General features: G+C 72.4%; 13 protein-coding genes. 5 read left to right on the top strand and 8 right to left on the bottom strand.

Annotation, left to right across the window (positions count from 1 at the left end; all coding sequences use genetic code 11):
- Positions 1–69 precede the first annotated feature (69 nt).
- The gene (locus tag ACWCXC_RS29470) at positions 70–990 is read left to right on the top strand and encodes an N-acetyltransferase family protein (protein ID WP_450891025.1); all 921 of its coding nucleotides are present in this window, start codon (positions 70–72) and stop codon (positions 988–990) included.
- Positions 971–1,492: a DUF402 domain-containing protein gene (locus ACWCXC_RS29465; protein WP_450683501.1), complete on the top strand. Its 522-nt coding sequence runs from the start codon at positions 971–973 to the stop codon at positions 1,490–1,492. Before ACWCXC_RS29470 ends, ACWCXC_RS29465 begins: the two co-directional genes overlap by 20 nt.
- An 82-nt stretch (positions 1,493–1,574) precedes the next feature.
- Here ACWCXC_RS29465 and ACWCXC_RS29460 read toward each other — a convergent pair whose 3' ends face one another.
- The 4 genes from ACWCXC_RS29460 to ACWCXC_RS29445 all read right to left on the bottom strand — a co-directional run bounded on the left by ACWCXC_RS29460 (position 1,575) and on the right by ACWCXC_RS29445 (position 8,774).
- The gene (locus tag ACWCXC_RS29460) at positions 1,575–3,053 is read right to left on the bottom strand and encodes a methyltransferase domain-containing protein (protein ID WP_450683502.1); all 1,479 of its coding nucleotides are present in this window, start codon (positions 3,051–3,053) and stop codon (positions 1,575–1,577) included.
- 90 nt (positions 3,054–3,143) lie between these two features.
- Entirely contained in the window at positions 3,144–4,016 is an 873-nt protein-coding gene (locus tag ACWCXC_RS29455; protein WP_450683503.1) for an esterase/lipase family protein, read from the bottom strand.
- 211 nt (positions 4,017–4,227) lie between these two features.
- Positions 4,228–5,226: a DNA polymerase Y family protein gene (locus ACWCXC_RS29450; RefSeq protein WP_450683504.1), complete on the bottom strand. Its 999-nt coding sequence runs from the start codon at positions 5,224–5,226 to the stop codon at positions 4,228–4,230.
- Entirely contained in the window at positions 5,223–8,774 is a 3,552-nt protein-coding gene (locus ACWCXC_RS29445) for a DNA polymerase III subunit alpha (protein ID WP_450683505.1), read from the bottom strand. Before ACWCXC_RS29445 ends, ACWCXC_RS29450 begins: the two co-directional genes overlap by 4 nt.
- 157 nt (positions 8,775–8,931) lie before the next feature.
- On the opposite strand from ACWCXC_RS29445, the gene ACWCXC_RS29440 reads away from it, so the two are divergent.
- Positions 8,932–9,987 (top strand): DUF3533 domain-containing protein, encoded by a 1,056-nt coding sequence (locus tag ACWCXC_RS29440; RefSeq protein ID WP_450891024.1) that lies wholly within the window; start codon positions 8,932–8,934, stop codon positions 9,985–9,987.
- Between the two features lie 231 nt (positions 9,988–10,218).
- Positions 10,219–11,085, top strand: coding sequence for an alpha/beta fold hydrolase (locus tag ACWCXC_RS29435; RefSeq protein ID WP_450683507.1), 867 nt, complete (start codon positions 10,219–10,221; stop codon positions 11,083–11,085).
- Positions 11,086–11,130: 45 nt separating this feature from the next.
- Here ACWCXC_RS29435 and fxsT read toward each other — a convergent pair whose 3' ends face one another.
- The 4 genes from fxsT to fxsA form a co-directional block, all read right to left on the bottom strand.
- Positions 11,131–15,066, bottom strand: coding sequence for an FxSxx-COOH system tetratricopeptide repeat protein (gene fxsT / locus ACWCXC_RS29430; RefSeq protein ID WP_450685461.1), 3,936 nt, complete (start codon positions 15,064–15,066; stop codon positions 11,131–11,133).
- Complete coding sequence (gene fsxC, locus ACWCXC_RS29425) at positions 15,050–16,408, bottom strand: FxsC protein (protein ID WP_450685473.1); 1,359 nt, start codon at positions 16,406–16,408, stop codon at positions 15,050–15,052. The genes fxsT and fsxC overlap by 17 nt, the downstream gene beginning before the upstream one ends.
- 211 nt (positions 16,409–16,619) lie before the next feature.
- On the bottom strand, positions 16,620–18,863 hold the full coding sequence (gene fxsBH / locus ACWCXC_RS29420; RefSeq protein WP_450685462.1) for a radical SAM/SPASM protein FxsBH, inactivated beta-hydroxylase extension form: 2,244 nt from the start codon (positions 18,861–18,863) through the stop codon (positions 16,620–16,622).
- 76 nt (positions 18,864–18,939) lie between these two features.
- Positions 18,940–19,107 (bottom strand): FxSxx-COOH cyclophane-containing RiPP peptide, encoded by a 168-nt coding sequence (gene fxsA, locus ACWCXC_RS29415; RefSeq protein WP_383649889.1) that lies wholly within the window; start codon positions 19,105–19,107, stop codon positions 18,940–18,942.
- 256 nt (positions 19,108–19,363) lie between these two features.
- On the opposite strand from fxsA, the gene ACWCXC_RS29410 reads away from it, so the two are divergent.
- Positions 19,364–20,260 carry a DUF4231 domain-containing protein gene (locus tag ACWCXC_RS29410; RefSeq protein WP_450685463.1) on the top strand — a complete coding sequence of 299 codons (897 nt, stop codon included), beginning with the start codon at positions 19,364–19,366 and terminating at the stop codon, positions 20,258–20,260.
- Positions 20,261–20,388: the final 128 nt, after the last annotated feature.

Raw genomic sequence — 20,388 nt, 5'->3', positions numbered from 1 at the left:
GCCCCGATTGTGCCGCACCGCCGGAAATTCGGAGGCGGGCGGGCCGGACCGGTGGGTAGCGTCCGGCGCATGACTGTCATCGTGCGCGATTTCCGCCCCTCCGACGCCGAGGACTGGGTACGGGTGCGGCGCGCGGCGCTCCCGTACATGGTCACCACCCCGGAGCAGGTCGTCTTCGATCTGGAGAGCGCCGCCCCCGGCAAGCACTACCGGCTGCTGGTCGCGGAGGAGGACGGCGAGCTGATCGCGACGGCGCAGGTCGGCCTGGCGCACGACAGCCCCGAGCCGGGGCAGGCGTTCTGCAACCCGTACACCCATCCGGAGCGGACCGGGCGCGGGGCAGGCTCGCTGCTGCTGCGCACGGCCGAGGAACATCTGGCCCTGGCCGGCGCGACCACGCTCTACACCTGGGTGCTGGACACCCCGGGCAACCGGGCCTTCGCCGAGAAGCGCGGCTACGCCCCGAGCCGCCCGGCGCACTTCCTCCATCTCGACCTGGCGGGCGGCACGCTGCCGCCGCGTCAGGAGCTCCCGGCCGGGGTCGAACTGCGTACCGCCGCAGATTTCGCCGACGATCCGCGCCCGCTGTTCGAGGCGGACGCCGAGACCACCGAGGACGAGCCGGGCGACATCCCGACCCAGCTCGCGGACTACGAGGAGTGGCTCGCGGAGACCTGGAACAGCCCCTGCCTCGACCACGCGCTGACCTCGGTCGTGGTGGCCAGCGGAGAGGTGGCGGCGTTCAGCGTGGCGCAGACCGACGGCGTGGACCGCTACTGGTCGGGGATGACCGGCACCCGGCGGGTCCACCGCGGCCGCGGGTTCGCGAAGCTCGCGAAGAACGACTCGCTGCACCGGGCGCGCGCCGCCGGGTACACCGACGCCTACACCGGCAACGACGCCGACAACGCCCCGATGCTGGCGGTCAACCGCTGGTTCGGCTACACCCACTGCGCCACGGAGGTGCGTCATGTCCGCGCCCTCGGCTGACGCCCCGGCCACGGGAGCGGACGGCACGTCCCTGACCGTCGCCCTGGTCAAGGCGGGGCGGACCAAGATCCGCTATCCCGCCGACCTGGTCTCCGACGACGGGGTCCGGGTGACGGTCCGCGCGCCCTGGGCCGCGCCGGGGGTCCGCGATTTCGGCTTCGTCCGGTTCGAACCGGGCGACGTCTTCACCGAGCACTACTGGCGCGACGCCTGGTTCGCGGTGAAGGAGGTCCGGTCCGGTGCGGGCGAACTCAAGGGCTGGTACTGCGATGTGACCCGCCCTGCCGTGCTGCGGGACGGTGAGCTGCTGGTCGAGGACCTGGACCTGGATCTGTGGGTGTCGGCGGACCGGTCCGCCGTCCTGCGGCTGGACGAGGACGAGTTCGAGGAGAGCGGGCTGGCGGCGCGCGATCCGGACGCGGCCCGGGCCGCGGTGGCGGCCCTGGACGAACTGGAACGGCTCGCGCGCACGGACCGGGGACTCGCCGCCCTGCTGGACTGACCCCGTCGGGCGCCGCGCGAGAGCTGCCGGGCCGCGCGCCGGGCGCCGCCACCAGGCCCCGGCGCGCCCCGGCCGCCCCCGCTCAGCCCACCACCAGCTCCACCTCGTATCCCGCCGCGTCCTCCAGATACGCGGCCACGTGCTCGTCGCCGCCCGCGTGGGGATGGCGGTCCGCGAAGAGCAGCCGCCAGCCGTGGCCGGGGGCGCGGGCCACCAGCGCGTCGAGGGCGGCCCGGTCCTCGACGTGGAAGGCCAGGTGGTTGAGGCCGGGGCGGCGGCGCTCGTGCGCCCCGGGGGCCAGCTCGGGCGACTGCTCGATCACCACATAGCTGTCGCCCCGGCGCCAGCTCCGCCCGTGCTCCCACCGCTGGTACGGAACATGGCCCAGCTCGCCCAGGAGCCAGCCCCAGCCGGGCGCTGCCGCCGCCAGATCGGGCACCCACAGCTCGATGTGGTGGAGCCGCCCGGTGCGCGTCCCGCCCGTCGGCAGCGCGACGGCCCGGCGGGCGGCGGAGGGCGCGTACGCGACGGGGTCGCCGTCCTCGTGCCAGTGGATCAGGAAGCGCTCCCCCGCCCGGTATCCGTCGAGACCGGCCCGGCAGTAGGCGACCATGTCGTCCGGGAGGGCGTCCAGCGGGAACCAGCCCAGCTCGGAGCACTTGTCGGGCTCCCGGTTGGACGGCGGGCGGTCCGGATCGTACGCCGCCTCGAAGAACCAGCCGGTGCGGGGATGCCCGCCGGGCCCCCGGTGCTGCATGACCAGGGCCACCCGCAGGTCCTCCGGAGCGAGCGCGACGCCGATCTCCTCGGCCGCCTCGCGGATCATCGCCTCGCGGACGTCCTCGCCGTCCTCCACATGGCCCGAGGGGGCGTGCAGCAGGCCGTCCGCGTATCCCGTGCCGGAGCGGCGGGCGAGCAGCACGTCGGGGCCCCGGCGCAGGAGGAGATGGACGTCGACGACCTCGGTGTGGCGGCGGGGCGGCTCGGCACGGGCGACCAGGGCGTAGCGCTCGTCGTGGACCTCCTTGCCCCACAGGTCGCGGTCGCCGGAGAGCGGTTCGTGGTGGATCCGTTCGGTGAAGGGCGAGAGCAGGGCGGTGAGCCGGGCGGCGGAGAGCCCGACCCCGTTCCACACGCCTTCCACCAGGACCAGCCGGCCGCCGGGTTTCAGCAGTCCGAACCAGTGCCGCAGCACGGCCTCGGGGTCGGGGAGCAGCCAGACGACATGGCGGGCGAGGACCACGTCGAAGCGCTGTGTGCCGACCGGTGGTGCCGCGGCGTCCCCCGTGAGCACCTCGGTGCCGGTGCCCCGCAGCTTGGCGCGGGCCCGCTCGACCATGCGCGGGGACCGGTCCACGGCCGTGACCCGGTGGCCCTGGCCGGCCACCAGGAGCGCGAGGCTTCCGGTGCCGCAGCCCAGGTCCAGCACGTCGCCCCGCCCGTTCGGCAGCCAGCTCTCCAGCCGCCGCGCCCAGGCGTGCCGCACCACGGGGTCGAGCAGTCCGTGGTCCGGTTCCTCGTCGAAGGATCCGGCGGCCGAGTCCCAGTCGATCGTCGTCATGCAACGATCGTGCCATCCGTCACTGACAGCGGTGCCGGTCCGGGCGGGATCCGGCCACCGCCGCCCGCCCGGACGCGGGGTGACCGGGGCTCAGCCGACGGCCGAGGCGCAGGTGGTGGGGGTGGCGTGCGCCGGGTCGAGGGCGTTCGCCACCTCGTGGAAGGCGATCCGGTCGACGGTGCCGATGGCCACGTGCTCGGACACGTCGAGCGGGCACAGGTCCTGGAGCAGGACGTTGCGTACGCCGGGCCCGTCCAGGAACTGGGTCCGGTACGGCGTCACGACCTCGTCGTACCGGGTGGAGATGACGGTGTAGCGCACGCCGGGGACGGTGTCGGGGACCGAGTTGAGCTTGGTGACGAAGGGGGATCCGGCGACCTGGTCGGCGAGGCCGGGCGTGCCCGCTTCGAGGAGGTACGCCGCGCCGGGGAAGTACGGCAGCAGCTTGGTCAGGCCGAGGAGGGTGGTGCCGTGGTTGTCGGGGGCGAGTCCGACGAGGGCGTTGACCCTGGCCGCTCCGCCGAGGAACTTGAGGTAGTAGTTCGGCATCATGCCGCCCTGGGAGTGGCCGACGAGATCCGCCTTCGCCGCGCCGGTGGCGGCGAGGACCTTGTCGACGAAGGCGGCGAGCTGTCCGGCCGACTGCTCGATGGGGCCGAGGCCGTTGAAGACCGGCACCCCGGGCAGTTGCCCGTAGTCGAGCGAGTAGACGCAGTAGCCCCGTTCGACCAGGTAGGGCGCGAGGACCAGCCAGTTGTCGAGGGAGTTCCCGAAGGTTCCGTGGACGAGGACGACGGGGCGGGGGTGGGCCGCCGAGGGGGTGCAGGAGTAGTCGTTCCAGCCGCGTGAGGTGGCGGCGGGGGCGGCCGTCGCGGTGGTCGCCGCGGGGACGGCGGCGGCGACGGCGAGGAGCAGTGCGGCGAGGACGGTACGGGTGCGCGGCGCGCGGGTTCGGGACGGCATCGTGCGGTCTCCTTGCGGCTCAAGAGAGGTGCGATGTCTGTGCGCCTGCGGCCCGGACCACGGGTTCTGCGGCACGCGAGGTTCGGCGTGCTCATGCCAAATTACGCAGGGGTAGGGTTCCCTGGGAAGTTACGCGTCGGTAAAAACTGTTCGATCCCACGGCGCGGACGCACGACCCCGCCCCGCCCTCCAGGGGAGTCCGGCGCACCGGTCAGGCCGCGAGCCGCCCCGGCATCACGGCACTCGGCCCGAACCGCTCCCGCAGCCGGTCCGCGACCGCCTCGATCCGCCGCGCCCGCTCGTCCACCGGATCGAAGGTCAGCTGGTGCGCGGCCCGCTCCGCGTCGCCCAGCCCCTCGGCGCGCAGCGCGATCCCCCGGACCCGGGCCCGTTGCAGGCCGAAGGAGTCATGGATCCGGTAGGCGAGCGCGGTGAGGTCCGCGGAGTGCGCGGTGGGCTCCCGGAGCGTACGGCTGCGGGTCAGCGTCGCGTAACCGGTCCGGTCGGCGTAGCGCACGGAGACCGCGAGCGAACGGCACACCTGTCCCGCGCCGCGCATACGCGCCCCCAGCTCCTCGGTGAGCGACAGGAGCGCGCGCCGCTGCCGCTCGGGGTCCAGTTCGTCGCGCGGGAAGGTCCGGTCGGCGCCGAGCGAACGGGCCGCGGCGTCCGGCACGACGGCGCTGCGGTCGATGCCCCGCGCCCGCTCCCACAGCTCGCGGCCGGTCCGCACCCCGGTGATCCGCTGGAGGGTGCCGAGCGGGGCGGCCGCGATCCGGCCGACGGAGTCGAGCCCGTAGCCGCACAGGGCGCGGGCCGTCGCCGGGCCGACCCCGTCCAGCGCGGCGGCCGGCCGGTCCGCGAGGAAGGCGGCCTCCTCCCCCGCCGGCACCACGAAGGTCGCCCCGGGCACGGCCCGGCGCGCCGCCATCCGGGCCAGCATGGGGTTGCCGGCCGCCCCGATCGCGCAGTCCACCCCGTGCAGGGCCAGGGCGCGGACCCGGATCACCGAGGCCAGCCCGGTCACATCGCGCCCGAAGTAGCGCAGGGCGCCCGTGACATCGGCGAGCGCCCCGTCCGGCGGCGCCGCCTCGACGAGCGGGGTGAAGGAACCGAGCAGGGCGAGCAGCCCGGCGTAACCGGCGCCGTCCGGCGGGTCGCCGTCGACCGTGCGGAAGCGCAGGCAGAGGATGCCGGCCGGCCCGCTCATCCCGCGCTCCCCGGACTCTGGTGCCACAGCTTCCTTCCCGTGGGCGCCCCCTCACCGGCCGGCCGGAGGTCGGCCCAGGGGTTCATCTCGTATCCGGTGGGCATCCTGATCCGCCGTCCGCCGCCGTCGGCGGCCGGCTCCCCCTGGGCGGCCCCCTCCTCACCGGTCCCCTCCTCACCGGCCCCCTCCGTCCCGGAGGGCCGCGCCAGCCGGTCCGCGACCGCGTCGAGCCCTCCGGTGCGGCGCAGTTCGGCCAGCTCCGCCAGATTCCAGGCGGCCGCGCCGACCACGCTCAGACTGCGCGGCCCGCGCCGCTGCACCACGCCCCGCACCAGCAGCAGCCAGGAGTGGAAGACGGTGTGGGCGCAGGCGGCGTGGCTGTCGTCGAAGAAGGCCAGGTCGACCAGGCCCGTACCGTCGTCCAGGGTGGTGAAGACGACCCGGCGGCCGGAGCGGACGGGCGGCGTCTGGGTGGCGGCCTTGGCGCCCGCGACCAGCACGGTCTCCCCGTGCCGCGCCTCGCGCAGCCGCTGGGCGCTGACCACGCCCAGCTCCTCCAGGAACGCCCGGTGATCGCCCATCAGATGGCGCGAGACGTCCATGCTCAGCACGCCCAGTTCGGCGCTGAGCCGTTCCGCCTCGTTGAGGTCGGGCAGGCCGAGCGAGCCGGTGCGGTGGCCGCCGCCGAGCGGAAGCTGCGCGCCGGAGCCCGCCCCGCGCTGGGCGCGGTGCAGTTCGGACAGGTGCAGCAGCAGATCGCGGCGGTTGGCGCCGAACGCGTCCAGCGCGCCGACCTGGGCCAGCCGTTCGGCGGCCGGGCGGCCGGGGCGGGCCCGCTGCCAGAAGTCCAGCAGCGAGGTGTACGGCTGTCCGGCCTCGATCCGGGCGACCTCGGCCGCACTGATCCCGTGGACGTCCGAGAGCGCGAGCCGCAGCCCCCAGCGCCCTTCCCCTCCCCCTTCATCAGACACCAGTTCGATTCGATGAGTGGCCGCCGACCGGTTCACGTCCAGCGGCAGCACCGGCACCCCGCGACGCCGCGCGTCCGCCAGCAGCAGCCGCTTCGGGTACATCCCGGGGTCGTGGGTGAGCAGCCCGGCGTAGAAGGCCGCCGGGTGGTGCGCCTTCAGCCAGGCCGACTGGTACGTCGGTACGGCGAAGGCGACCGCGTGCGCCTTGCAGAAGCCGTAGCTGCCGAACGCCTCGATGATCTCCCAGGCGCGGGCGATCACCTCCGCGCTGTACTTCCGCGCCGCGGCGTGCCGGGCGAACCAGACCCTGATCCGGCCCTGCGACTCGGGGTCGGAGAGCCCGCGCCTGACCCGGTCGGCCTCGTCCCGGCCGCAGCCGGTCATCAGGTGGACCATCTCGATGATCTGCTCGTGGAAGACCACCACTCCGTACGTCTCGCGCAGCGGCCCCTCCAGGTCCGGGTGCGGGTAGCGGACCGGCGCCCGCCCGTGCCGGGCCTCGATGAACGGGCGCACCATGTCGGCGGCGACCGGACCCGGCCGGAACAGCGAGATGTCGACGACCAGGTCGTGGAAGTCCGCGGGCTGGAGCCTGCCGACCAGATCGCGCTGGCCGGGCGACTCGATCTGGAAGCAGCCCAGCGTCTCGGCGGTCCTGATCAGCCGGTACGTCTCGGGGTCGCCCGGTTCCACGGCGTCCAGGTCCACCTCGCGCCCCGAGACCCGTTTCACCTCGGCGACCGCGTGCGCCATCGCGGACTGCATCCGCACGCCCAGCACGTCCAGCTTGAGCAGCCCGAGGTCCTCCACGTCCTCCTTGTCGAACTGGGACATGGGGAAGCCCTCGCCGCTGGTGGGCACGACGGGGGTGCGGGCCAGGAGCGAGGCGTCCGAGAGCAGGACCCCGCACGGGTGCATGGCGGTCCCGCGCGGCAGCGCGTCCAGCGCCTCCACCAGTTCCCAGAGCCGTCCGTACTTCTCCTTCTCCCGTGCCACCTCGCGCAGTTCGGGCAGTTCCTCCATGGCCGCGAGGGCGTCGCGGGCCCGGATGTGCGGGAACGCCTTGGCGAGCCGGTCGGTCTCGGCCGGGTTCATGGAGAGCGCGGCGCCGACGTCCCGGATGGCGTGGCGCACCCGGTAGGTCTCGGGCATGGCGACGGTGGCGACCCGCTCGGCGCCGAAGCGGCCGATGATCGCGCGGTAGACGTCGAGGCGGCGGGCCGATTCGACGTCGATGTCGATGTCGGGGAGCACGAAGCGGCGCTTGGACAGGAAGCGCTCCATCAGCAGTCCGTGCTCGACCGGGTCGGCGTGGGCGATGCCGAGGAGGTGGTTGACCAGCGAACCGGCCCCGGAGCCCCGGGCGGCCACCCGCACCCGCATCTCCCGGATGTCGTCGACCACCCGGGCGACGGTGAGGAAGTAGGAGGCGAACCCGTGGTGGGCGATGATGTCCAGCTCGTGGTGCATCCGCTCCCAGTACGCGGGCCTGCGGTCGTAGCCGCGCAGCACCATGCCCGCCGCGGCGCGTGAGGCCAGGACCCGCTGGGCGGTACGGCGGTCCGCGCCGACCAGGCGCGGTTCGGGGAAGTGGGCGGAGCCGATGCCGAGGTCGGCCCGGGGGTCGACGGCACAGGCGTCGGCGGTGCGCCGGGTCTCCTCGATCAGCCCGGCCCCGGCACCGGGACCGAGACCGGCGGCGGAGGTGATCCGCTCGGCGGTCTCCGCCATCGCGCGGGCGTCCTTGAGCCAGCGCTCACCGCTGTCGAGCGGGGCGCGGCGCGGGTCGACCGGGACCAGCCGGCGGGCGGAGTCGAGCACATCGGCGACCGGGCCCTGCCCGGGGTCGGCGTACCGGACGGCGTTGGTCAGCACGGCCCGCACCCCGTGTTCGGCGGCGAAGCCGACGGTACGGGCGGCGAGCCGCAGCGAACCGGGTCCGGTGCCGTCGCGGCCGTGGTGCACGGCCTCCAGCCGCAGCGCGTCGCCGTACAGCTCGCGCCAGGGGGCGAGCAGCGCGGCGGCCAGATCGGGGCGGCCGGCGCTCAGCGCCCGGCCCACCTCGGAGGCGGGGCCGAGCAGCACGGTGAGCCCTACGGCGGGCAGCGCGGAGCGGTCGAGCAGGGGGCGGCCCCCGTCGGGCACCTCGGCGTGGGCGGCGGTGACCAGCCGGCACAGCTCGGCCCAGCCGAGGGCGCCGTCACGGGCGAGGAAGGTGACCCGGGGAGCCGATTCATCGACAAAGGCACCCCCGCGGGCCGGGGTCCGCGGTCGCGGCGTCCGCCCGCCGGCTCCACCCCCGGCGGCCGGCGGTCGCCCGCCGACCGCACGCGGGGCTCCCCCGCCGTTCACGCGCGGGTCCGGTGCCACCGCGAGTTCCACGCCGAAGAGCGGCCGGATCCCCTCCCGCTCGCAGGCCTTCGCGAAGCGGACCGCGCCCGCCAGGGTGTCGCGGTCGGTCAGCGCGAGGGCGTCCATCCCCCGTTCGGCGGCGCGCTCCGCCAGCCGCCCCGGATGCGAGGCGCCGTAGCGCGGGGAGAACCCGGAAACGGTATGCAGATGCGTGAACCCGGGCACCCGCACCTCCTGAACCAATCCGTACTCACCACCCCCTCGCTCTCCACCATAAACCAAGTTTCGAACATTCGTACGATACCCGGAGCGGGCGTCCCCACCTCAGCCATTCGGCCCAGCCCCGCCTGCGGGAACGCCGGGCACCCCGGACCGTGGGGGCATGACTTTCGCTGACGAGGTGAAGAACGCCGTCACTCCCCGGGCCGCCCTGCTCGTCATCGGCGTACTGGCGCTCCAGCTGCTGTTCATCGCCTCGTACGTCGGGGCGCTCCACAAGCCGAAGCCCACGGACGTCCCGTTCGGCGTCGTGGCGCCCCCGCAGGCGTCGGCCCAGCTCGTCACCGAGCTGAAGGACCTCCCCGGCGGCCCCCTGGACCCCCGTACGGTCTCCGACCCGGCCACCGCCCGGCAGCAGATCCTCGACCGCGACCTCGACGGCGCCCTGATCGTCGACCCCAGGGGCACGCGCGACACCCTGCTGGTCGCCTCCGGCGGCGGCACGGTACTGGCCGAGTCGCTGAACAGGATCGTCAAGGCGACCGAACTCTCCCAGCACCGCACCGTGCGCACCGTGGACGTCGCCCCGGCCTCGAACGAGGACTTCGACGGGCTCTCGTCCTTCTACCTCGTCGTGGGCTGGTGCGTGGGCGGCTACCTCTGCGCCTCGATCCTGGCGATCAGCGCGGGCACCCGCCCCGCCAACCGTCAGCGGGCGGTCATCCGCACCGGCGTCATGGCGCTGTACGCGATCGCCGGCGGCATCGGCGGCGCGCTCATCATCGGCCCGATCCTCGGCGCCCTCCCGGGCAGTTTCTGGGGCCTCTCCGGCCTGGGCGCGCTCACCGTTTTCGCCGTCGGCATGATCACCCTCGCCCTCGAAGCGCTCACCGGCATCGTCGGCATCGGCCTCGCCGTCCTGATCGTCGTCATCGCGGGCAATCCGAGCGCCGGCGGCGCCTTCCCCCTCCCCATGCTCCCCGACTTCTGGCGCGCCATCGGCCCCGCCCTCCCCCCGGGCGCCGGCACCTGGACAGCCCGCTCCATCGCCTACTTCAAGGGCAACGCCGTCACCGGCCCCCTCCTGGTCCTCTCCGCATGGGCCGTGGCCGGCACACTCGTCACCCTCCTGACGGCCATGCGCAGAAACCCGCCCCCCGCACCGGTGCCGACGGGGGCGGCCGGGGGCACGCTCGGCGGCGGATCCACGGCGGCCTGAGGCCGCCGCACCGCCCTCCGGACAACCCCGCCACGCCCCGCATACACACCCCCCACATTCCCTGCGCACATTCCCGCCGCACACCCCGCGCGCGGGCTCGACGCACTACCTCAAGGCCTCCCGGTTTCTCCCCACGCGCCATCCCCGTAACGACTTTGATGGGTCATCATCTAGTGGAGCGGGGAAAGCCGGACACGCGCCGTGTCCGCATGATTCGCGAGGAGGCACGGAGTGCGCAGTCGCGTGCGCGCGGCCGATGGACGGCAACTGGTGGTGGAGCGCCTGGGGGATCCCCGCGGCAGACCGGTCTTCCTGCTGCACGGGATGCCCGGCAGCAGACTCGGCCCGGCGCCGCGCGGCATGGTGCTCTACCAGCGCAAGACACAGCTGATCACCTACGACCGGCCGGGCTACGGCGACTCCGACCGATTGCCCGGACGCTGCGTGGCCGACGCCGTCCAGGACGTCCGCGCCATCGCCGACCACATCGGGCTCGACCGCTTCGCGGTGGTGGGGCGGTCGGGCGGGGCCTCGCACGCCCTGGCCTGCGCGGCGCTGATGCCCGACCGGGTCACCCGGACCGCCGCCCTGGTCGGGCTGGCACCCCGGGACGCCGAGGGGCTCGACTGGTTCGAGGGGATGGCCCCCTCCAATGTGATGGCCTACACCGCGGCGACCGCCGACCCCGACGGGCTCGCGCAGTCCTTCATCTCACGGTCCGCGGTGATCCGCCACAACCCGGTGCGGCTGATCGACGATCTGCGCCGGGAGCTGACCGATTCCGACCGGATGGTGGTCAACGACGCCGGGGTGCGCACGATGCTGCTGCGCAACTACAGCGAGGGGCTGCGGACCTCGGCATACGGATGGATCGACGACGCCCTCGCGTTCAGCAACCCCTGGGGCTTCGACCCCGCCTCCATCACCGGCCCGGTGCTGCTGTGGCACGGCGAGAAGGACGTGTTCTCACCGGTCTCGCACACCCGCTGGCTGGCGAGCCGCATTCCCGGCGCCAAGGTCGTGGTGGAACCGGCGGCCGCGCACTTCGACGCACTGCACGCCCTGCCCCGCATCCTCACCTGGCTGCTGGACACCTAGGGTCCCGGCCGTGGGAGCGCCCGGCGGTACCGGGCGCTCCCCGCCTCATACCGCCTGCGGTTCCAGTTCGCGCTGGAACCTGCGGTCGTCCCGGGCGATCCGGGTCAGCGGATGGTCGTCGCCGAGCTGCCGGGACAGCTCCTCGACCGTCTCCGCCCTGACCTGGAGCGCCTCCTCGTCCCGCCCCATCGCGCCGAGCGTGACCGCCATGTTCGACTTCATGGCCAGCGTCTCCGGGTGGTGCGCGCCCAGGGCGTCCCGGAACTGCGTGGTGAGCCGCCGCTCGGTCGACAGGACCAGTTCCAGATCTCCCCGTTCCGCCGTGGCGTTGGCCAGGTTCATCACGCTGAACAGCGTGTTGGGGTGCTCCGGTCCGTACACCTCGCGCATCGAGGCGACCACCCGGGTCAGCACGATCTCCGACTCCTCGGCCGCACCGGTGCCCGAAAGGTAGACCCCCAGATTGTTCAGGGCCGCCAGGGTGTACGGGTGCTTCTCCCCCGGCACCTTCATGTACTGGTCGACGACCTCCTGCGCGGTGTCCCGCGCCTCCTCCGCCTCGCCCGCCGCGAACAGGTCCGCGGCCAGGTTGAGGTCGCAGGCCAGGGACTCCGGGTTGGCGGAGGTGTACTTGGCCCGGTAGCGGGCCCGGGTCGCGACCGTCAGACGGCGGGCGTCCTCCAGCCGGCCGGCCCGGCGCAGGGAGACCGCGAGGCTCTTGGCCGCGCTGAGCGTGCCGGGGAAGGACCGGCCGAGCGTCGCCTTGTAGCTGTCGTAGGTCCGGCTGAGGATGCCGACCGAGTCCTCGTACCGGCCGACGTCCCGCAGGTCGCGGGCGAGGTTCATGGCCGAGGAGAGGCTGTACGGGTGCTCCTCGCCCAGCACCTCCCGCCGCCGGTCGAAGACGTCCTGGTCGATCTCGCGGGCCTTGGCGTACTGGCCGATGGACCGCAGGGTGAAGGCCAGGTTGTTCGCCGCGGCCAGCGCCCTGGGGTGCGACTCGTGGAAGATCTGGTTGAACCCGTCGGTGGCCTCCGTCGCCAGCTCGATCGCCCTGGTGTACTCGCCGAGCGTGCCGAGGTCGGTGGCCAGACTGCTGGTGCTCATGTACGTGTGCGGATGCTCCGGGCCGAGCACGTCGCGCTGGGTGGCCAGGGTGATCTCGTCGAGATCCCTCGCCTCCACGTACCGGCCTCGCGAGCGGTAGAGGTTGGAGAGGTGGAAGCAGAGGTAGAGGTACTGGATGTCCCGCTCGCCCAGCGTCTCGCGCCAGATCTCGCGCAGTTCCTCGCAGAGCGTGCTCGCCGTCCTGAAGTCACCGCGCTTCCACAGATAGCGCACCCGGTCGATCAGCAGCCTGCGGGCCTCGGGCTCCTTGCAGTTGCGCGCGTCGGACGGGCCGAGGTGCGGCCATATCGTCGCGAACTGCGGCCAGTTGGCGGGGTTGTCGATCGGCTCGTCGTCATCGGGACGGGCACCCGCCAGGATCCGGTGGACCGCGTGCCGGGCGTCCCGCTGCTCCTCCTCGGTGAGCTGGGCCCGGATGACGGCCTGGACCAGCCGGTGCACCTGGATGGAGTTGGAGACCTGGTCGACCTTGGCCAGGGCGAACCGGCCGATCTCCCGGATGACCCGGCCCAGCACCAGCTTCTCCTGGAGCGAGGCGTCGTACGGCTTCAGCGCCTCGATCATCTCCTTGCTGTACAGCAGGTTCCCCGAGATCGGCTCGGGGGCGAAGAAGGCGCAGAGCTGGAGCAGCCGCACCGCCGCGGGCGAACGCTCCTTGAGGCGCTGGATGGAGATGTTCCAGGTCGCGGCGACCGGCTCGGGGTAGCCGGCCGGCTGGTTGAGGGCCAGGACCTCGGGGGCCTGCTGGGCCAGCATCTCCAGGTAGGTGTCGATCGGCGTGGCGGTCTCCGCGATCCACGCCGCGGCCTGTTCGACGGCGAGCGGCAGATCGCCCACCGCGGTGGCCACCTGGGCGGCGTCCTCGTCGCTCAGCCCCGGCGCCCGGCGCTGGAGGTGCTCGATGGACTCCTCGCGCAGGAAGACGTCGACCGGCAGCGCGTCACCGTGCTGCGACCACGCCTGGTTGCGGGAGGTGACCAGGATGTGGCCGGAGCCGCCCTGCGGGAAGTAGCGGCGGAGCCGTTCGGGGTCGTCGGCGTTGTCGAAGACCAGCAGCCAGCGGTCCGAGGGGACCCCTCGGCGCAGCAGGTCGACGGCCTCCTGGGAGGCGGCCGCCATGTCGTCGCCGCCCTGGGCGCCGAGCCGCACGGCGAGTTCGGCGAGACCGGCGACCACGTCGTCGGTCTGCTCGGACGATATCCACCAGACCAGGTCGTAGTCGGCCATGAACCGGTGGACGTACTCCAGGGCGACCTGGGTCTTGCCGACGCCGCCGAGTCCGTACAGCGTCTGCGGCTGCGGCAGCACGACGGCCATGCCGCCGCCGAGCTGGTCGCGCATCCGCTCCAGGACCAGGGAGCGGCCGGTGAAGCCGGGGTTGCGCGGCGGCGCGTTCCAGATCCGGGGGACGGTGCCGGGGAAGCGCGGTCCGGGCGAGACGGCGTCGGTGAGCTGCACCGGCCGGTCCAGGGCGCGCAGCAGGGCGGCCGTGGCGTGCACCTCGTCGAGCCGGAACAGATCGACGGGGTTGCGGTCGATGTAGGGCGCGGAGAGCCGGACGTCACCGACCCTGAGCGGCAGCAGATGGCGCCGCCCGCCGCCCGGGTCCTCGGCGACGGATCGCTCCCAGAGGTTCACCGCGCGCTGCGACTTGAGGTAGGCGCTGGAGAGCAGCACCACGGTACGGGCGGCGTTCTCCGAGGTGAGGGCCGAGGCGTCCTCGGGCCCCCGGTCGGCGGAGACGTCCCGGGGCACGACGCGGAATCCGGCCCGGGTCAGGACGGACTCGATCCAGTCGGCCCACATCCGGTTCTCCGCCACATAGCTGAGGAAGAGGTCGGCGGGCAGCGCGGGCCGGCGCCGGGTGAAGGCGTCGCGGATGCGCAGCCGCACCTCTTCCCCGACCTGCGGCATGGCCGTGATCTGCTGGTCGGTGATGACGGCGGTGAGCCGTTCGAAGGCGGAGAGCAGCGAGTTGGTGAGCCCGGCCTCGTCCCCGAAGGTGGCCAGGGTCTCCTCGTAGGCGTAGTAGGGGCGGTACGGAATCTCCACCGCGCCCCAGTAGGCGGTGAGTTCGTCCCCCGACAGATCGCGCGGCAGCCGGTCGAACTTCAGCCGGGCCAGCGCGCGGCCGGCGTCCGCCTTCTCCTTCTCGCCCTCGTCGATGCGCATCGGGACGGGGAAGATGGAGATGGGGCGGCCGGTGTACCGCTCGGAGATCTGCCGGGCGACCGAGGCGGCGCCGTCGATGGACTGGTCGCTGAGGGTGAAGCAGTCCACCAGCACGTCGGGCAGGTGGACGGTGCAGATGTCGGCGATGTCGCTGAGGCCGGTACGGCTGTCGATGAGGACGTAGTCGTAGTTGGCCTTCATGTCCTCGCGCAGCGCGTCGAAGAAGTGGCCGCCGCCGAGCCGGTCGTAGAAGTTGTCCCAGTCGAAGGTGGAGACGGTCGCGGAGTACTCGCGGTTCTGCCGTCCGGCGGAGACGAAGTCGAGCGTGCCGCCCTGGGGGAACTCCCAGCCGAGCGCCTCGGGGGTGAGCGAGACGGCGTGCGGCTGGATCCGCGCGTAGTCGCGGTGCCAGTCGTCGGCGCGCTGCACGGGGCTGGTGGCGGCCCAGGCGTACTCGGTGATCAGATCGATGACGCCGGTGGTGGCGCCGAGCGTCGACGGGTCGAGGAACGGGTGGAAGAACCGGTGGAGTCCGGGCGCCTCCAGGTCCCAGTCGACGGCCAGGACCCGCTTGCCGTTGGCGGCGAGGATCCAGGCGGTGTTGGCCAGGGCCATGGTGCGCCCGGTACCGCCCTTGTACGAGTAGAAGGTGACGATGCGCCCGTCACGACCGGCCGTCATCCGTGTCCTCCGCATCCGTCGCAGCGTCATGTGTCTCGGGGATGTACTGGGTCTGCGCCATCGGTCCCATCAGCCGTGTCCGTTCGCTGGGGCCTCCGCCGCCGGTGGCGGGCAGATAGACGGCCGCGTGTCTGAGGTACTGCTGGGCGGCGACCTCGACCACCTGCGGCAGGATCTGGCCGAAGGCCTCCATGCTCGGTACGCCTTTGGCGGCGGCCCGGCAGTAGGCGCGGCCCTGGCGCATCTTGGTGGGCATGGTCCGCTCCAGCTTGGCGGTCAGTTCGGCCTCGGCCGCCCTGCTCTCGTGGTCGTCGCGGTTCCAGGGGACGATCATCGTCACCCAGGGGCGGTGCTCGGCGTCGAAGGCGGCGAGTCTGCGGCACCGCTCCTCGTCGCGGAGCGCCCAGCGGTCGACGAGCAGGATCTCCGGGGTGGCGGGGCCCTGCTTGATGCCGGGCGGCCCGGGGTCCTCGTCGAAGGAGGCGATGGTGGCCTGGTAGTTGAGGGAGCGCACCAGGTCCTCGGCGACATAGGCCAGGGGCCGGGCGGCATCGGGGTGGTAGGGGTTCCAGTCCTGGGGGTTGTCGCCGTAGTAGTCGGCGTTGCGGCCCTCGGGCAGGTCGTGGCGGGTGGCGGCGGCGATGGTGACCTGCATCGGGCGGGGGCCGCCCGCCCCGCTGCCGGCCGAGCCGAAGGCGCTGGGGGCGAGCCGGTAGTCGACGGGCCGGCCCGTGCCGAGCCGTACCGTGTCGGCGACGCTGACGATGCGTTTGGCGAGTTCGTAGACGGCGCGCTCGTACTCCTCGTTGAAGAGTTTGAGCTTGATCAGTCCGTAGAGGCCGTCGCTGACGTAACGGTCCCCGAAATCACGGTGGTTGAACTGTAATCGTTCGGCGGGTCCGGGAAGTTGGCTGGGCGGCACGGGCACCCAGAGGGCCGGGACGATCGCCTCGGCCGGCTGGTTGGAGCGGGCCCGGTGGTGGATGGCACGCTGGGCGAACGCGTACCACTCCTTGCCGCACATCTCACTGGCGAAGTAACGCGGCGAGAACAGCGGTACGAACACCCGGCAGGTGGCGAGCACCTCTCCGAGCCGTTCCGACCAGCCCTCGCCGGAGCGTATCTCGCGGTCTATGAAACCCGCGGGGGCGCCGGCCGGCAGATCGGTCATGGCCATCACATGGCCGCAGAGATCCTGGAAGAGCCGCTCGACCCACATGTCGGGGTCCGTGCCACCGCCGTACCCCGGTGTATGGGCGTAACTCAAGAAGAAGTACGGCCGATGGTCCGCCGCTCGCTGCTGCGTCGTCCCGTGCACACGACCCCCGTCCTGTGTGAGCACCCGCACCCGAGGAGTGAAGTGAATGCGAGCGAATTCATCATTCCGGAGCGGACCTTGCTCCACCCCCATGGCGTTCGGTCATTCAACGCCACTTTTCAGTCATCCGTTCCCCGACGCCCGCCATCGCACGCGGTATCGCGAGGGGTCTGCGGCCGTTCCTCCCAGTTGTCCGCCTCCCCCGCGCCACCCCCGTCGAACCGGAATGCAGGATTCAGAATTCTTTTCGCATCAGGGCCAGCAGATGCTTTCCCCCGATGGTGAGTTCGGCGGCCTCCTCCAACGTGTCGAGCGCTTGGGTGATCCCGTCCCGGTAGTGCGCGTCGAATGCGGCGAGCGCGATCCGCTCATAGGTGTCCGACAACAGCCGGGAAAACGGAACCAATTCCTCCCCCCAGGGCATTCGATGGTCCCAGGAGCCGTCCGCCGCGTAAAGATCCGTGACGTCCGCGAGTGCGCGGAGCCGCGCCCGGCGGGCACCGCGCAGCAGGGCGAGTGCCAGGGTGTCCGCGCGCTCGTCCGCGCCGATGCCCAGCGCGCCGTATCCGTGCCGGCCGATCCGGGGCTCGCCCGGCCGCGTACCGGCGAGCGGGGTGAAGACGAACGGGAGGTCGGCGCAGGCCGCGCCGAAGGCGGGGGCCCGCTCCTCGACGAGGGCGCGGGCGGCCGTGAGCGCGGCGCCCAGCCGCTCGGCGGAGGCCGTGTCGAGCGCGACGGCGGGTGCGTCGAAGCAGTCGCGGTACGGGTCGAGGTCGTCGATCACGAAGCCGCCGCCCGGAAGGTCCCCGGGCGCGGCGAACGCGCGCACCGGCAGCCAGCCGGGCTCCGCCGTCCCGGTGTGCCGGATCCGCCGTTCGGGGCCGCCGACGGCGGGGCCGGCCAGGAATCCGCCGCCGGCCGCGCGCAGCAGCACGGTGCCGTCGCCGTCCGGACCGGCGAGCGCGAGCCGGCCGACGGAGGGCAGGACGACCTCGCCGTCGCGGAGGGAGACCGGCACCCGCAGGCCGTCGAGACCGGCGCGCACGGCGGCGGCGGCCAGCAGGGCCCGCACCCCGTCCACGGCCCCGGCCGCGGCGTCCGGCCGCTCCTCGTGCAGGGCGTCCAGCGCGTCGAGCAGCCGGGTGCGCGCGTACGGGTGGGCGAGCACGGCGTCCAGCGCCCCGGCGCCCTCGGGGGTGCCTTCCAGCGCGCCCGCCAGCTCCCAGGCCGCCGCCCAGGGCTCGCCGCCCCTGCCGTCCAGATCGGCGTGGAGCCGGGCGAGCAGGGTGCGGGTCAGGTCCTCCTGGGCCGCGAGCAGTTCGGCGGGGTCGGTCACGGCGGGGGCCACCGCGTACACCGGTGTGCGGGCCTCGACTCCCCGCACCAGGGCGGCGAGGTCCTGGCAGTAGACCGAGGGGTTGTCGAAGCCGCCGCCCTCCTCCGTGGAGGCGTACCGATGGGTGTACAGCCCTCCCCCGCACGAACGTACGACGGGGCACGAGCGGCACGTCTCGCTGACGCCCGCCAGACCGAGCTGCCGGGCACGCACCCCGGGATGGGCGGCGACCTCGTCGAAGGGGTGCGAGAACACGTCGAACCCGGTCGCCGCCGCGCCCTCGTAGGCGCTCTTCAGCGAGTCCACCTGCTCCAGCCGGCCGTCGGTCTCGACCACCACGAGGTCGGTCGGGGCGAGGCCCAGCGACTCGGTCAGGCTGGGGCCGCCGTTCAGCGTCGAGGCGACCGAGGAGAAGATCCGCACCGGCACCGGACGCCCCCGCTCCTGCCAGCGGTCGTACACCGCGAGGAGCCAGTCGGCGTAGGCGGTGGGCGAACCGTCCGGCCGCGGCGGCGGGTCGTCCCAGGTGGCGTGCGGAAGCAGGAAGTCGATCAGCGGTGGTTCGAGCTCCGTGAGCGCGTCGAGCACCGCGTGCGGGTCGTTCCGGATGTCGATCGTGCAGAGCAGGCCGAGGTAGAGATGGCGGTAGCGCTCCTGCCGGAGCAGCTCGACGGCCTTGAGGACCAGCGGATGACTGCTGCGCCCGTCGGCGAAGCGCCGGTGGCGGTCATTGGCCGCGCGGTCGCCGTCGAGGGAGATCCCCACCTTGACGTCGTACTCGCAGAAGAGATCGAGATAGCGCGGGCTGAGCTGCAGGCCGTTGGTGTGGATCCGCAGATCCAGCGCGGCGACGCCGTCGAAGGCGGCGGTCAGCTCCTCGCACACCGTGCGCAGCCGGGCGGGGCCCGCCAGCAGAGGCTCCCCTCCGTGCAGGATTACTGACACGGAGGGCAGTGCATGTGTCTTGGCGTGCTCAGCCAGCCGCCGAGCAGTCCTGCAGATGACTTCGTCAGAGATTGTTTTCGGACGGGTTCGCCAGCTCTGATCTGCATGTTCGTAGACATAGCAATGGTCACAGGCGAGATCGCACCTGCTGTGAACCTTGAGTACCACTTCACGGAAAGGGACCAGGGGTCCTGTCATTCCGCCAGTCTAGCCAGCCCGGAAGGGTGATCCGGACGATGACCGCACGGGTGGAGTGTTCCGTATACGGGTGTGGTCAGAGTGATGAGTTGAAGGTGGATGCCTGGCTGGGGCGGCCGGCGGAGGCGACATGCACCCGACCGAGCTTCCTGGCGGCTTCGCCACCACGCGCGTCGATCGCGGCGAGCGGCACACGGCTCTTCTTCGCACCGGCGAAGGAGAGGGAGGATTCGATGGTCTTCACGGCCGTCCTTGAGGGGATTCGTTCCGATGGAATGGTTCCGGACAGGAAACCAGCGTTGGTACCTGCACCATTGCCGTGTCCGGCGGCACGACTTTACTCTCATGACCTCGGTTGGCAACTGAGGACGCCGACTTGGAACGAGAGCGTCACACGGGACCGGCCCCGATCAAGTGGAACTTAAGATTCCGCCATCTGGGTGACGACATAACCGCAGACGGGAGTGAACATGACGGCGATTCCCGGACCACTGCAGAGCATGGTCTTCAGGAACGCTGATCTGCCGGAGCTGTTTCACCACACGGACGCCATTGCGGTCTCGCGTCAGCGGGAGGCGGTGAATACGACCCGTTGGCAGTTGATTCTGCTGGTCGCGGGCACGGTGCCGGCCGCCTTGCCGTGGCGGGCGGAGGTGGCAGGGGGGCTCCAACTCACGGACTGTGCGGCGGTGTTGGCGTACGCGGGGGTGCTGGTGACGACGTATCTGGCGTCGCGGCGGAAAGCAAAGTCGCATTGGCAACTGAATCGGTCCGCGGCGGAGTTCATCAAATCGATGTGCTGGCGCTACTCCGTGCATGGCTCACCTTTCGATACGGGCACCCAGCACCCCGAGGCCGTGTTCGCCAACCGGCTGGAGGAGGGGCTCCAGGAGCTGCGGAAGGTGGGGTGGGCCGATCCCCGGGATCTCACGGCGGATTCCGGCGGACTGATCACCGATTCCATGCGCGCGTTGCGGGACAAGGCATTCACGGTGCGCAAGGAGACCTATGTGCGCGACCGGCTCATCGAGCAGCGCACGTGGTACCGCAGGCGCCAGGAGGTGTCCCGGCGGGCCACGCTCGTCTGGTCGTCGACGATCGCCGCGCTGACGGCGCTCGCGCTGCTGCTCTCGCTGTTCAGGGCCTTCTCGGCCGGCCAGTCCTTCGCCCTGACCGGGGTGGTCTCCGCCGCGGCGGCCTCCTGTCTCGCCTGGGTCGAGATGCGCCGCCACCACCCGCTGATCTCGGCCCACTCGCTGGTGGAGAAGGACCTGGAGTCCATGCAGGTGGCGATGGAGACGACGCTCACCGAACGGCAGTGGCCGCGCGCGGTCTTCGAGACCGAGCGCATCGTCTCCCCGCAGCACACCGACTGGCTGGCCCGCCACCAGATGTGACGGGCGGCGGACGGCGCTCCTCTCACCACACGCTCTAGCTTGATCTTTAACCTGTGCGGCGAGGTCGTGGGGTCGTCGGCTTCTTGTTCCGGGACGTGGCGGTGTCGGTTTTGCGGGCTGTGTGGACG

The organism is Streptomyces sp. NPDC001515, assembly GCF_053597115.1.
Note: the sequence above shows the minus strand (reverse complement) of the source record. Positions and strands in the feature narration are given on the sequence as shown.

Coding starts and splice junctions, on each gene's coding strand:
- ACWCXC_RS29470 (WP_450891025.1), top strand. CDS start 70: ATGACTGTCATCGTGCGCGATTTCCGCCCCTCCGACGCCGAGGACTGG.
- ACWCXC_RS29465 (WP_450683501.1), top strand. CDS start 971: ATGTCCGCGCCCTCGGCTGACGCCCCGGCCACGGGAGCGGACGGCACG.
- ACWCXC_RS29460 (WP_450683502.1), bottom strand. CDS start 3,053: ATGACGACGATCGACTGGGACTCGGCCGCCGGATCCTTCGACGAGGAA.
- ACWCXC_RS29455 (WP_450683503.1), bottom strand. CDS start 4,016: ATGCCGTCCCGAACCCGCGCGCCGCGCACCCGTACCGTCCTCGCCGCA.
- ACWCXC_RS29450 (WP_450683504.1), bottom strand. CDS start 5,226: ATGAGCGGGCCGGCCGGCATCCTCTGCCTGCGCTTCCGCACGGTCGAC.
- ACWCXC_RS29440 (WP_450891024.1), top strand. CDS start 8,932: ATGACTTTCGCTGACGAGGTGAAGAACGCCGTCACTCCCCGGGCCGCC.
- fxsT (WP_450685461.1), bottom strand. CDS start 15,066: ATGACGGCCGGTCGTGACGGGCGCATCGTCACCTTCTACTCGTACAAG.
- fxsBH (WP_450685462.1), bottom strand. CDS start 18,863: ATGACAGGACCCCTGGTCCCTTTCCGTGAAGTGGTACTCAAGGTTCAC.
- ACWCXC_RS29410 (WP_450685463.1), top strand. CDS start 19,364: ATGGTCTTCAGGAACGCTGATCTGCCGGAGCTGTTTCACCACACGGAC.